Here is a 14,012-nt window from a genome sequence, read left to right as displayed (position 1 = left end):
CAGTAATCTTGCGTGTGAAGTTTTGATGAACGGTTAAGGAATGCTCTGAACGCAACATTCGAAGTTTCAAACCGAGCCTTTGAGTTTCTGATTTTCATCATCAAAAACAAAAATCTGGCTCAGTATAAGGGGTCAATAATAGAAGCTTAAGAAATTTGTTCTTCTATTCTTATTCCTAATTTATTGGCAAGCTGTATGAAATTGGGGAAAGAGGTTCGGACATTGGTTGCATCCTGAACGGTAATCGCACCCGTCGCCCTCAACCCAGCAATGGAGAAGGCCATCGCAATACGATGATCATGATGTGTTTCAACAGCCCCGCCCCCCATTTCACCGCCTTTAATCACAATACCATCCGGCGTGGGCTGAGCATCGACCCCCAAAATATGTAAGCCATCTGCCATGGCCTGAATTCGATCACTTTCTTTTACTCGCAACTCCTCCGCACCGGTAAGCGTCGTCACTCCTTCCGCACAGGCGGCTGCAATAAACAAAGCGGGAAACTCATCAATAGCCAAAGGGACTTGATCTTCCGGGATGGTAATACCTTTAAGAGGCGCATACTGAATACGGATATCCGCGACCGGCTCACCACCGACCTCTCTCTCATTGTCTAGGGTAAGATTTGCCCCCATTAAGCGTAAGATATTGATCACACCAACACGGGTTGGATTGATGCCTACGTGAGTTAATGTCACATCGGAATCCGGAGTAATGGCAGCTGCCACCATGAAGAAAGTTGCAGACGAGATATCAGAGGGCACTTCTATTTTTGTTGCCGTGAGCTTTCCTCCCCCCACAAGACTAATGACATCGCCTTCTCTCTTAACGCTATAGCCAAAACCACGCAACATTCTCTCAGTGTGATCTCTCGTCGGCGCAGGCTCTAGAACGCGAGTTTCTCCATTGGCGTATAAACCCGCCAATAACACACAAGATTTAACCTGAGCACTGGCCATTGGCATCTCATACTCAATAGCTGTCGGGGTCACTCCACCATTAATTTTTAAAGGGGGCCGCCCACCTTCAGCCGCCTCAACCTCTACACCCATCTCACGCAATGGGTTAACTACTCGATTCATGGGCCGCTTGGATAACGAAACATCCCCGATTAATTCCGCATCAAAGTTTTGTCCCGCAATAATTCCTGCAAGTAATCGCATGGACGTACCCGAATTGCCCATGTCCAATGCTTTAGAAGGCTTCCTCAAACCATGAAGGCCAACACCATGAATGGTTACCTTTCCATCTTTAGGCCCCTCAATAGAAACACCCATATCTCTGAATGCTTGGAGCGTAGCTAAAGCATCCGCTCCCTCTAAAAACCCTTCTACTTCTGTAACGCCTTCCGCCAAGGAGCCAAACATAATAGAACGATGGGATATGGATTTATCTCCAGGTACTCGGACTGTTCCGCGAACAGTACCACCTGGCTGAACGACGTAATTAATGGTCTGACTCATAACTCTCTACTTTTCCTGTTGCTTTAGGCGTTGCGTAAAGTGATCACGTGCTGTTTTTGCCCGAGTAAAAACCCCTTTTATGGCATCACCGTCATTAGATTCGATCGCGGCACGTAATCGCTCCAAATTCGCAGTAAATAAATCAATGGAGTGTAATACACTTTTCTTATTTGCAAGCATAATATCGTGCCACATATCAGGGTCGCTAGAAGCAATCCGAGTAAAATCTCGAAACCCTCCCGCCGCATAACGAAAAATATCTTCATTATGGGCATCACTGGCCAAAGTATCGACCAATGAATAGGCAATGACGTGAGGCAAATGACTTGTGGCACCCAAAATTTCATCGTGCAAATCAACATCCATCAACAAAATTTCTGCCCCCACCTCTCGCCACATCTTCGCCACATCATCAACATGAGCGTGATCCGTCTCTGGCATAGGTGTTAAAATAACTCGATGGTTAACATAAAGATTGGGATTGGCTGCGCTGACCCCACTTTTTTCTGAACCGGCAATGGGATGACCTAAAACTAACTGCGATGGAATACAACCATAAACAGCCAGCGCAGCTTCACGCACACTTCCCTTTACACTCGCCCCATCCGTAATCGTGACAGAAGGACTCAACAAAGATCGACATTGATGAAGCACCGCTTCTATAGATAGTGTAGGAACAGTCATCATCACAATATCGCCCCCCCCTAACTCAGCAGCAACCTCCCCCAAATCCGACACACACCGATCAACAACGCCCATCTCCAGTGCTAAATTTGCATTGGATTTTGAACGAAAAACACCAATCACCTCATAGGCGGACTTGCGAGTTTTCAGACCCAAGGCCAAGCTTGAGCCAATCAAACCCACACCAATTATGACTAATTTCTTCATGAAGCTGCCCTAAAAAGTACAAAAATTCAACTAAACAACAGGGCTAGTACAAACGGGAATAATGGAATGAGATTCTAAATAATCAATGACTTTTGCAATGCTTTCTTCGATAGTTAACTTTCCAGCATCAACAAACACTTCCGGGTGCTCTGGCGCTTCGTAAGGGGAATCAATCCCTGTGAAGTTTTTGATATCCCCTGCTCTCGCTTTTTTGTAAAGCCCTTTGGGATCTCTTTGCTCGCAGACCGATAACGAAGTAGCAACATGCACTTCTATGAACTGACCTTTGTTCACCAAGGAACGAACAAGGTCGCGATCAGACCGAAAGGGAGAAATAAACGCACTCAACACAATCACACCAGCGTCAACAAACAGTTTTGAGGTTTCTCCAATACGGCGAATATTTTCAATACGATCTTCATCCGTGAAACCCAAATCCTTATTTAAACCATGGCGAACATTGTCCCCATCCAGCAAATAGGTATGTCTATCTCGTCGATAAAGCTCAAGCTCTACCGCATTTGCCAAAGTCGATTTTCCTGCACCACTCAACCCTGTGAACCATAAAATACAGGGTTGCTGCTGCATTTTTTCGACACGCTGGATATGCGTCACTTTATGATCATGCCACTTAATATTCGTGCTCATAAAAACTCCCTTCTTCATCAGTTCAAATTCGTTACTAGCCTTTACCCAATATCGGCTTCTATCCTTTTACAACCTTCCTCCCAAAATCCAACCTATCGTTGGCACTTAAAGAGAAAGTAAGAACCTCTTTTCTAACACTGTTTGTTAAACATTATCACCCGTACGCTAAATACCTCTTTTTGCCATACGGTGTTGTAGAATGCGACTCTACAATACAGCACAAGGGTAAGAGCCCAATACTTTTACTTCTGAAGCTCGCGAAGAAACTTCTTCCATTGCAGCCGCCACGGTGTCATCACTCTGGTGTCCGTTCATATCAATGAAAAATACATAATTCCATACACCCGATTGCGAAGGCCTTGTTTCAACCCGAGTTAAATCAACATTGTGTTCACGAAAGGGTTGTAAGAGATTATGAAGCGCCCCTGGCTCATTTCGCATTGAGACCACAATAGAGGTTTTATCTTTCCCGCTGGCAGGCACTTCTTGTGTACCGATGATTAAAAAACGGGTTGAGTTATCTGGCCGATCTTCAATCTTTTCAGCCAGAATTTGTAACTCATAGCGTTGAGCTGCGAGCTCACCCGCAATGGCAGCCGAATTCCATTCCCCTTTCACCCGTTTAGCGGCTTCCGCATTACTGCTTACCGCAACACGCTCAGCATTCGGGTAATTAGCATCCAACCACTTTCGACACTGCGCCAAAGATTGTGGATGGGAATAAATTCTACTGATAGCACCGACATTGGTAACTTCGGATATCATCAGGTTTTGATGTATTCTTAGCTCTACTTCTCCGCAAATTTTTAAGTTGGAGAACATAAAGTTATCCAAGGTGTGATTAACTACACCTTCTGTAGAGTTTTCGACAGGCACAACGCCGAAATTGACACTGCCCGCCTCCACTTCACGAAATACCTCATCAATAAACGCCATCGCCTTTGTCACCGCAGATTGACCAAAATGCTTTAAACACGCTTGTTGAGTAAAGGTACCTTCCGGGCCGAGATAAGCTACCTTTATGGGTTTTTCTAACGCAAGGCAGGCCGACATAATTTCACGAAAAAGGCGCGCCATCTCTTCGTCCGTTAAAGGGCCAGCATTCTTCTCCATGATATTTCGCAGTACCTGAGCTTCCCTCTCTGGGCGGTAAAATGTACCCACCCCGATATTCGAGCTTTGTTTAACCTCAGCAACCTGTTGCGCACAGCGAGCTCGCTCACTGATCAATTCCCCAATGCGTCGATCAATGCCATCAATTTGGTCTCGCAATTGAGAGAGAGCCTCTTTATCACTGGCAGACTCGGGTGGTGGGTTTTTATCGCTCATAATGGCCTCGATATTAAAACGATCGACAGTAACAAGAAAATAATCTGTACCATCCATATAGATCTCTACTATCCACATAGATTGTGACAGAACAGGTGTATTGACAAGCAATGGGCCTGCCATACAGACAAGCCCAAAGTAAATCGGCAAGAAAAACGACAAAATCTGTCGCCAAAAAAAAAATAAAATTTAATGATAGAAAAGTCGTTTTACTACCATTAATTCTCTATGGCATTCTACTCTTCGCCACTTTCAGCGCTCGTGTCGTCGCTATCCTCTGCGGCAGACTCTTCAATGCGCTCAATGCCCACTAAATGCTCACCTTCTTTCACCCGAATAACACGAACACCTTGTGTATTTCGCCCACTGGTAGAGATTTCATCAGAACGAGTGCGAACCAACGTACCCTGATCGGAAATGAGCATAATTTCATCTCCATCAAACACCTGTATCGCACCTACCACAGCGCCGTTACGTTCAGACACTGCCATGGCAATAACCCCCTGAGTGCCTCGCCCTTTTGTTGGGTATTCGCTCACATCCGTGCGCTTTCCAAATCCGTTTTCACTCACCGTCAGAATGCGACCACTTTCTTTCGGAATCACCATCGAAATCACACGATGCTCTTCTGTCATGCGAATACCTCTCACCCCACGAGAGGTTCTGCCCATTGGGCGGACATCCGATTCTTTAAAGCGTGCCGCTTTGCCAGACGAGCTCAGAAGTAAGACATCACAGTTCCCATCTGTAATCGCGGTGCCCACTAAATGGTCACCCTCTTCCAAACCAATGGCAATTAAACCCACACTGCGTGGCCTGGAGAATTGAGATAACGGTGTTTTCTTCACAGTACCGTTGGCGGTTGCCATGAAGATGTAGTGATCATCGTCATACTCATTCACTACCAAAATAGAAGTAATACGCTCATCATCTGCCAGTGGTAAGAGGTTGACCATAGGGCGCCCTCTCGATTGACGACCGGCTACCGGAATTTGATAGACCTTTAACCAATACACTTTACCGGCATTAGTAAAACAAAGGAGTGTTTCATGTGTATTAGCAATCATGAGGTGTTCGATGAAATCTTCATCTTTCACCGACGTTGCTGCTTTACCCATACCACCACGGCGCTGGGATTGATAAGCATCCAATGGCTGCGTTTTCGCATAGCCACCATGGGAAATAGTCACCACACGATCTTCTTCGCTGATTAAGTCTTCGATCGTCAAATCGGTTTGTGAACTTTGAATTTCTGTCAAACGCTCATCACCGTAATTCGTTCGAATTTCTTCTAATTCTTCACGAATGACTTCCATAAGACGTACAGAGTTTGTGAGAATGTTTAAATACTCTCCAATTTGTGCCAGTTTCTCTTCGTACTCTTTGAGGAGCTTCTCATGCTCCATTCCAGTGAGGCGATGTAACCGCAGCTCTAAGATCGCTTGTGCCTGAGCAGGAGATAAATAGTAGTGGCCGTCTCTCACACCAAAGCCAGCTGGTAAGTCTTCTGGTCGACAGGCATTTTCACCGGCACGATCCAGGAATTCTTTTACGTCACCTATGGGCCAACCTTGAGCGATTAGCGCTTCTTTTGCATCCGCAGGGGTTGGGGAGGATTTAATCAACTGAATAACAGGATCAATATTGGCAATAGCAACTGCCCAGCCTTCCAGAATATGACCGCGCTCACGAGCTTTACGCAATAAATAAACTGTACGACGTGTCACCACTTCGCGGCGGTGCAATAAGAAGAGTTCGAGTAACTCCTTAAGGTTTAGCACTTTAGGCTGGCCATCCACCAGCGCTACGATGTTGATACCAAAGACACTTTGCAATTGGGTTTGTGCAAATAAGTTATTCAACACAACATCGCCCATTTCACCGCGCTTAAGTTCAATCACAACCCGTAAGCCGTCTTTATCCGACTCATCGCGCAGCTCACTAATGCCTTCAATTTTGCGATCTTTCACCAACTCGGCAATTTTTTCGATTAACCGGGCTTTATTCAGCTGATATGGAATTTCGGTGATGATAATGGTTTCTTTATTGGCCTTATCGTCTCGCAAAATATCAGTTTTAGCGCGAACGTAAATTCGACCTCGGCCCGTACGATACGCTTGAAGAATTCCGGCACGCCCGTTAATGATGGCACCCGTCGGGAAATCTGGCCCGGGAATGATTTCAATTAATTCATCAATGCTGGTTTCTGGATTATCGATCAGTGTCAAACAGCCAGAAATCACTTCACGCAAATTATGAGGAGGGATATTGGTCGCCATGCCGACCGCAATACCCGATGCCCCATTCACTAACAGGTTCGGTACGCGAGTTGGCATTACATCCGGGATATGTTCAGTACCGTCGTAGTTTTCTACAAAATCGACGGTTTCTTTGTCCAGGTCTGCCAATAATTCATGGGCAATTTTGGCCATACGAATTTCGGTATAACGCATGGCGGCGGCACCATCACCATCAATAGAACCAAAATTCCCCTGTCCATCCACCAAGGTGTAACGCAATGAAAACGGCTGCGCCATACGGACGATGGTGTCGTATACCGCTGAATCACCATGGGGGTGATATTTACCGATTACATCACCCACGACACGCGCGGATTTTTTGTACGCTTTGTTCCAGTCATTTTTCAACTCGCTCATGGCATACAACACACGGCGATGTACTGGTTTCAAGCCGTCTCTAACGTCTGGTAACGCGCGACCCACAATGACACTCATTGCGTAATCGAGGTAAGACTGCTTGAGCTCATCTTCAATATTTACAGGGGAGATTTCTTTTGCTAGTTCTGCCATAGAGTATTCGCCACGTTAACCGACGGTCGTAGAATCATTCATAAAATGCACACAGGTGGTACAGATGCAGGCATAACACGTTGTTCGTTTAAACCCATAACTACTAAATCCATAACGACTAAATCCATAACTACACCTATAACTGCGCCCCAAATACATGTTTACACACGGGTGCAGAAAAAACTGAATGCTTTTTGACCACACATTTTTACCCGGTTTATTTCACCCGATTTTTTTCAACATACTGCAATACAAACAATGCACTATGAAGCTTGTATCGCCCTGAAATCAAGACGTTAGTGGAGCCTGATACTACCATAAAAATCAGTAAGATACGTAAATCTGAGGGCTCAATACGACTCCAATTTCAACCTGTTTATTTTGTGAACAATTTATAGTTTCTGATAAGCTCCATTAACTCACCTTTATTCGCCCTTATCCTCTCTAAAAAACGAGATAGAATATTATTGAGGCGCCGCCATACAGTGAAATCCCCTTTTCCAATACAATGCATTTCCGAATATCATTCTCAGATACGCCTGATTCATACAACTCACATAAAAAAATAGGGTAAGATCGTTATTTAATGATAGAGCCTGTTCTCTATGCCAATTTTATTGAAAGAAAGCACTCGCAGGCACTGGCGGTAAGTGACTTGTGGCCCTAACGACCTGAAGTAAAAAGTCTGTGTCACAACAGTCTATGCCACGATCTATGCCACAATAGCCTAAAGCCACGCTTTCCAAACTCCGGAACGAGACATCAAGAATGACTAATGTCGACCCCGCTGAAATTTCCAAATTTGAATCCATTGCCAGTCGCTGGTGGGATCCCTCTGGTGAATTTAAGCCCCTTCACGAAATTAACCCTCTACGCTGCAATTACATTGATGAAAAAGCCAATATCGCCGGAAAAAAAGTATTGGATATCGGCTGCGGTGGCGGCATTGCCTCCGAAGGCCTTGCTCAACGAGGGGCAACGGTTACGGGTATTGACCTAGGCGAAGCGCCATTAGAAGTGGCCAAACTGCATGCCCTAGAAAGCGGGCTGAATATTGATTATCAATGCGTGGCCGCTGAAGCCCTTGCCGAAGAGCAAGCGGGCACATTTGATGTGGTCACCTGTTTGGAAATGCTGGAGCACGTACCAGACCCAGCCTCCATCATCACAGCGTGCGCGACATTATTAAAGCCGGGCGGCCAGTTGTTTTTATCCACCATCAATCGCAATCCCAAAGCTTATGGCGCAATGATTTTAGCCGCCGAGTACGTTTTGAAAATGGTGCCCAAAGGAACCCACGAATATCGTCGCTTTATTAAACCGTCGGAACTGGCTCGCTGGGTGCGAGAAGACGATTTACTCGTCGAGGAATTAATGGGGATGACCTACAACCCTCTGACCCGCCAGTTCAAACTCACACCGAACGATGTCGACGTGAATTATTTGCTCTACGCGACCAAACCAGAGTAAATCTTCACCCTACATAAATTCACACAGCTTAGTTTCATATACCTACTATGCCCATCTCACCACAACGTGCTGTGCTGTTTGATTTAGACGGCACCTTAATGGATACCGCAGATGACTTCGTTACTGTCGTCAATGCTATGCGTTTAGACTATCAACAGCCGCCACTGGACGAACAGCGTATTCGCGCTACCGTTTCTGATGGAGCGCGAGCACTCATTAAACTGGCCTTTACTGAAGACGAAAGCGGTGATGAATTTCAGCGTTTGCGCCAAGAGCTACTTGATCGCTACCTTGAGCAACTCAAACCCGGTATCACAACCTCTACTTATTTTTCTGGCATAGAAATATTGCTGTCATTATTGCAAGCCCACCAAATCCAGTGGGGCATCGTCACCAATAAACCCTGGTTGTATACCGATGCGTTATTAAAAGCATTAAATATCTCCGCCCCCGTGGTTATTTGTCCAGATCACGTATCACAAACAAAACCACACCCAGAACCCTTATTCCTAGCCTGCGAAAAGCTCCGTTGCATTCCCGAGGAGAGTATTTATGTTGGAGATCATATTCGGGATATCGAAGCGGGACGCGCTGCCAACATGGCAACCGTCACCGCTAAATGGGGTTACATTAAAAAAGAGGAAAACGTCAATTTGTGGGAGGCTGATGCCATTTGTGAATCCCCTCAAGACCTCTGGCCTACGCTGCAAGCTTTATTAACGCTGTAAGCTTTATTGAAAACCTTTTTGAAGAAAAGTCACTATTGCCCATGACCAATGAAACACAACTCAGCCTACCCGAACAATTTTCCCCTACGGAAAATTGCCTAAAAGACAAAATTATTATGGTAACCGGTGCGGGCGATGGCATTGGAAGAATTGCCGCAAAAACCTACGCCGCCTTTGGTGCAACTGTCATTTTATTAGGCAGAACCACCCCAAAACTTGAAATGGTGTACGACGAAATAGAACAAGCCGGTAACCCGCAACCTGCTATTTACCCGATTAACTTTGAAGGTGCAGTCGAAAAAGATTACATCGACATGTGCAACACACTCGAAAGAGAGTTTGGCCGCATTGATGGTATTTTATTTAACGCAAGTGAGCTCGGCCAACGCACCCCCATTCAAAGCTATGATGCAGACACTTGGAGTCGAGTATTGCAAGTCAACTTAACTGCCAATTTTTTAATGACGAAAACCTTACTGCCATTGCTGGAACACGCCCCCTCAGCCAGTGTCATTTTTACGAGCTCGTCGGTAGGGCATAAGGGCCGTGGGTTTTGGGGTGCCTACGCGGTATCAAAAGCAGGAGTGGAAAACCTCTGTGAAGTCCTTGCTGACGAATGGGACGGTGTCAATCAGGTACGAATTAATACCTTAAACCCTGGAGCAACGCGCACCAACATGAGAGCGGCGGCCTACCCTGCCGAAAACCCTGCCAGTGTGGCTCCGCCCGAACAACACATGCCGCTCTATGTTTACTTGATGAGCAACGACAGCGTTGATGTCAACGGCCAACACTTCAAAGCTCAGTAAATCTGTGGCCAGCTTACCCCGCTGAGCGCTGATGCACCAAACGCATAATATTGGCTTCAGCCACCGACAAACCACAACGTCGAGCAACCTCATTAACGCCAACGCCTTGGGTAAGTAAACGGGACGCCATACCATAAGCGCCACTACTGGCCGCTTCTGAGTGAGAGGGTTCCGGTCTTATCTCAGAGGCACGCTGTGAATTACCAGGCTGTTGGTTGGTAGATTGTCGGTTGGTAGATTGTCGACTGATAGATTGAGGATGAGAAGGATGAGTCAATTGCGAGCCAGTAGAGTACGAATTGATAGCGTTCGAAATGGAGGATTGTTGGTTGACCGTTTGAGCCTCATTCGATTTGTAACGGCCATCAGAATGGGATGAAGTTTGTGGAGCAGAAGACCTGAGTGACAATAATGCCGACGCCACCTTTTGCTCGACAGACACCACTTTACGCCCTACACCAACTGCATTGGTATTGATGGCGTCAATCTCCAGTTGGAGTCGGCGATAGGCTTTTACGGTGGCACGGTGCTGTTGATATAACATATAGAACCCCGCCAACACTAATGCCAAGGCCAACCAACTGACCACAACGGCCATTGCCACAGATTCAGGTTGTGCGAATTCTGCCAACGTTAACATCACCATCACCTCGATTTACGTTTTGCTTACGCAACAGCACCATTTAAAAACCGTTCCAACTCAATACCTTTCAGTCAGAAATCTTCTCACTGGATATCGTTCAATTAAATATCGTCCAACTGAATGACATCTTAGATATCGTCCAGCTCTGCCCATTCACGATCAGAAAGCAATTTATTCAAATCAATCAAAATTAAAAGCTCGTCATTTTTATGACAAACCCCTTGAATAAATTTAGCGCTTTCTTCATTACCCACGTTCGGAGCTGTTTCAATTTCGGACTGACGCAAATACACCACTTCCGCCACGCTATCGACTAAGATGCCAATCACGTGTTTATCAGCCTCAATAATGACAATACGGGTATTGTCGGTAATATCGCCAGGCTCTAAACCAAAACGATTACGAGTATCAATGACCGTAACTACGTTACCCCGTAAATTAATAATCCCCAATACATAGGTGGGCGCACCGGGTACTGGCGCAATTTCAGAATAACGCAAGACTTCTTGCACCTGCATTACGTTCACGCCGTAGGTTTCACCCACTAATTTAAAGGTTACCCACTGCAATACCGGATCTTCACTGGCTTTTTGGGTATTTTGATTTCCAGCCATAATCTCGAGCCCTCAACTCACTCAAGCGTCAAAAAAATAAACACATTACTGCTTTACTGTAGGTAATAGCACTAACCGTGCCAAGCTTGTCACCGATAACCTGTATGACGCAGGCGCTGTTTTACCGTGACCTCTATCAGCATAGTCAAAAATCCATTAAAGAATGGTGTTTGCAGAAATACCCTTTCGACGAAATCAAAAAATAGAAGATGAGCTTTTAACAAAGAATGGGGAACAATACGGAAAAGAAATAAACAATAGAGAAGGCAGAAAAAGTGGGAATAAAAAACTGTCAGGATTTTGGCTGCTTATTTTTATCATTTACCTCCAACTCATGGCCCAGCTTAGGTATATCCAATAATGCACACATATGGGTTTTCACCGTTCCGGCCAACCATGCGCGCTTGCCGCGACCAGAGCGCCAATTAACTTCATCAGGGTCTAGGGAAATGGGTTGCTTCACCTCATCCACCGCCAACCCCCAAGGCAAACCATCAATGCTCATAACGTATTTAAAACTGTCTGAAAACTCTGGCTTGTAACGCTCAGGCATCACAAATAATGCGGTATTCACAGTTCGAATCTTCCCCATTGCCGTTGGTTGCAGCCCCATAAACCAGTCAGCTTGACCAAACAATGGGGTCAACTCGTCTGTAAGAGGGTGAATGGTACCCAATGACACCAACGGCACGGCTAACGTCAAGCCAGACACACTGAATAACAATACCTCGAAGCGATTCTGTGCCCATTGTGGCCGTCCGTTTTCACACCATTCCAAATGCGAATCCACAGCGGCATCGCTTTGCGATATCACTTCAGCATCAGGCTCTGCTGGAGTGGCTACCTCCGTTGGTGCCACCTCGATCGTTTTTCGAGTGTCTATGTCCGTTTTTATTTTGAGGGGCTTTTTCGCTTCTACATCCTGCTGTTCGCCAACATCAACTCTCGCTTTAACCTCCACCTCTGGGATTTTGGTGTCTACTTTTGTTTCTATTAACGGTTTTGCGACCGCCCCTTTCAGTAATTTTTCAACCTGTGCACGCTTTTGTGCCAATAAATCGTCAACAGGCTCCGGCTCACGGGGCAATGACAACGCATTCATTTTGTGTTGAGGCTTAGCCTCAACCGGGCTGGAAGTCATCGACGCGGACGTCACGGCGTTAGCATTGATCGTCGGAGACATCACCGAATTTGGAGTAGTAGTGGAGGTTGGTGTGGCCGAAGAGGTCGACTTCGGTAACGTCACAGGCTCAGACTGATCAACGCGTGGGTGAGGCTCTAGCGTTTGAGTGTATTTTTCCAAAGATGAGCCGATGGATTCATAACGAGCTTTGGTTCGTTCTGTAACCGGTTTTCGAACATCTTTCACATGAAGAGACGGTGCCCGATGCGTTGACGGTGTTTTTTCTGTCAAACGTGATTGAATACCTACCGACTCGGGTAAGACAGCGGTTTCTGAAACCCTTGACTCTGAAACCCTCACCTCCGGGGGTGGTGAAGATTCATAAGAGTCGGTGCCATTGATTCGAAACTCAGAGCTAGACACCGACGCAGAAATTGATTCACTTGATGCATCCTCACTCGATGGAAAAACAGGCTCACTCGCGCTCATCCCCTCATGCAAATTGTCTCCTTCATCTACATTGTCTCCTTCATCCGCATGGCAGCCCAAGCCCTCCTCTGTTAAAAGAGAGTCCAAGTAAGAAGACAATAATGCGTCTGGACTTTTGGGGGTCGAGCTCGCCAAAACTACCTCCTGATGGCGTTAGCGCTTGGTCTTCTCAAACATTAGCTTGAGTAAGGATTTGTAGGCTGCCACCGCACGGCTCTCTGAATCAAAACTGTGAGGCACAATACCGGCTTTGCTGGCATCACGAAGCTTCGTATCCACCGGAATCATACCCGCCCATGCGTGATCGGGGTATTGATTGCGAATATGCCGTAAGCTCATTACGGATGCCTGAGTTCGGCGATCAAACAGTGTGGGTACGATCGTGTAAGACAATGGCGATTTCCGCGATTTACCTAACATGGTTAATGTATGCACCATACGCTCTAATCCTTTCACCGCCAAATGTTCCGTCTGCACTGGCACCAATAATTGCTGGCACGCAGCCAAGGCATTGACCATCAATACCCCCAGCAAAGGAGGCGTATCGATAATGGCCAGATCATAATCCGATGCCACTAGCTGTAGTGCCTTCATAACCACCAACCCCATACCATCTTTGCCAATGGCCTGACGCTCCAGCGTCGCTAATGCTGTGGACGCCGGTATCATATCCAGCCCCCACAGAGACGTAGGCTCAATCAACTCTGATACCAACGTGGCATTCAAGCGTTTTGGGTTCTCAAAAAGGTTAAACGATGAAGCTAAACGGGTATCGGCATTAAAACCAAAATAACTGGTCATGGAGCCATGAGGGTCCAAATCCAACAACAACACTCTCATGCCCTTGTCGACCGCCAACCCACCCAAGGCGACCGCCGTAGTGGTTTTACCTACGCCACCTTTTTGGTTTGATACCGTCCAAATACGCAAAATTCACCTCAACCCGCTAAACACAGGCCAGATAAATGGCACTTAGGCATTTTGGCCTCTGTACA

At 46.2% G+C, this 14,012-nt stretch carries 12 protein-coding genes; 3 read left to right on the top strand and 9 right to left on the bottom strand.

Annotated elements, in window-relative coordinates:
- Positions 1-146: 146 nt before the first annotated feature.
- The 5 genes from aroA to gyrA all read right to left on the bottom strand — a co-directional run bounded on the left by aroA (position 147) and on the right by gyrA (position 7,141).
- Positions 147-1,463, bottom strand: coding sequence for a 3-phosphoshikimate 1-carboxyvinyltransferase (aroA, locus tag LU351_RS12470; protein ID WP_232594409.1), 1,317 nt, complete (start codon positions 1,461-1,463; stop codon positions 147-149).
- 6 nt (positions 1,464-1,469) lie between these two features.
- Positions 1,470-2,354, bottom strand: coding sequence for a prephenate dehydrogenase/arogenate dehydrogenase family protein (locus tag LU351_RS12465; protein WP_232594408.1), 885 nt, complete (start codon positions 2,352-2,354; stop codon positions 1,470-1,472).
- A gap of 30 nt (positions 2,355-2,384) precedes the next feature.
- A complete protein-coding gene (gene cysC / locus LU351_RS12460) occupies positions 2,385-3,002 on the bottom strand; it encodes an adenylyl-sulfate kinase (RefSeq protein ID WP_232594407.1) in 618 nt (205 codons plus the stop codon).
- A gap of 207 nt (positions 3,003-3,209) precedes the next feature.
- Positions 3,210-4,331, bottom strand: a complete 1,122-nt coding sequence (gene pheA / locus LU351_RS12455; protein ID WP_232594458.1) for a prephenate dehydratase — start codon at positions 4,329-4,331, stop codon at positions 3,210-3,212.
- A gap of 236 nt (positions 4,332-4,567) precedes the next feature.
- On the bottom strand, positions 4,568-7,141 hold the full coding sequence (gene gyrA, locus LU351_RS12450; protein ID WP_232594406.1) for a DNA gyrase subunit A: 2,574 nt from the start codon (positions 7,139-7,141) through the stop codon (positions 4,568-4,570).
- A gap of 768 nt (positions 7,142-7,909) precedes the next feature.
- Here gyrA and ubiG point away from each other — a divergent pair.
- The 3 genes from ubiG to LU351_RS12435 are packed head-to-tail and all read left to right on the top strand — an operon-like array spanning position 7,910 to position 10,148.
- Positions 7,910-8,611: a bifunctional 2-polyprenyl-6-hydroxyphenol methylase/3-demethylubiquinol 3-O-methyltransferase UbiG gene (gene ubiG, locus LU351_RS12445; RefSeq protein ID WP_232594405.1), complete on the top strand. Its 702-nt coding sequence runs from the start codon at positions 7,910-7,912 to the stop codon at positions 8,609-8,611.
- 47 nt (positions 8,612-8,658) lie between these two features.
- Positions 8,659-9,339: an HAD family hydrolase gene (locus LU351_RS12440; RefSeq protein WP_232594404.1), complete on the top strand. Its 681-nt coding sequence runs from the start codon at positions 8,659-8,661 to the stop codon at positions 9,337-9,339.
- Between the two features lie 41 nt (positions 9,340-9,380).
- The gene (locus LU351_RS12435) at positions 9,381-10,148 is read left to right on the top strand and encodes a YciK family oxidoreductase (RefSeq protein ID WP_232594403.1); all 768 of its coding nucleotides are present in this window, start codon (positions 9,381-9,383) and stop codon (positions 10,146-10,148) included.
- 13 nt (positions 10,149-10,161) lie between these two features.
- Here the strand turns inward: LU351_RS12435 and LU351_RS12430 are convergent, their stop codons facing one another.
- From LU351_RS12430 to LU351_RS12415, 4 genes are all read right to left on the bottom strand, one after another.
- Positions 10,162-10,788, bottom strand: a complete 627-nt coding sequence (locus LU351_RS12430) for a DUF2802 domain-containing protein (protein ID WP_232594402.1) — start codon at positions 10,786-10,788, stop codon at positions 10,162-10,164.
- Positions 10,789-10,919: 131 nt separating this feature from the next.
- Positions 10,920-11,405: a chemotaxis protein CheW gene (locus tag LU351_RS12425; protein WP_232594401.1), complete on the bottom strand. Its 486-nt coding sequence runs from the start codon at positions 11,403-11,405 to the stop codon at positions 10,920-10,922.
- Positions 11,406-11,697: 292 nt separating this feature from the next.
- Positions 11,698-13,152, bottom strand: a complete 1,455-nt coding sequence (locus LU351_RS12420) for a chemotaxis protein CheW (RefSeq protein WP_232594400.1) — start codon at positions 13,150-13,152, stop codon at positions 11,698-11,700.
- Positions 13,153-13,170: 18 nt separating this feature from the next.
- A complete protein-coding gene (locus tag LU351_RS12415) occupies positions 13,171-13,947 on the bottom strand; it encodes a ParA family protein (protein ID WP_232594399.1) in 777 nt (258 codons plus the stop codon).
- Positions 13,948-14,012 lie beyond the last annotated feature (65 nt).

The sequence above is a fragment of the Marinibactrum halimedae genome, assembly GCF_021234875.1.
Taxonomy (GTDB): Bacteria; Pseudomonadota; Gammaproteobacteria; order Pseudomonadales; family Cellvibrionaceae; genus Marinibactrum; species Marinibactrum halimedae.
The sequence above is the reverse complement of the archived record's forward strand: the minus strand, read 5'-3'. Positions and strand labels throughout refer to the sequence as shown.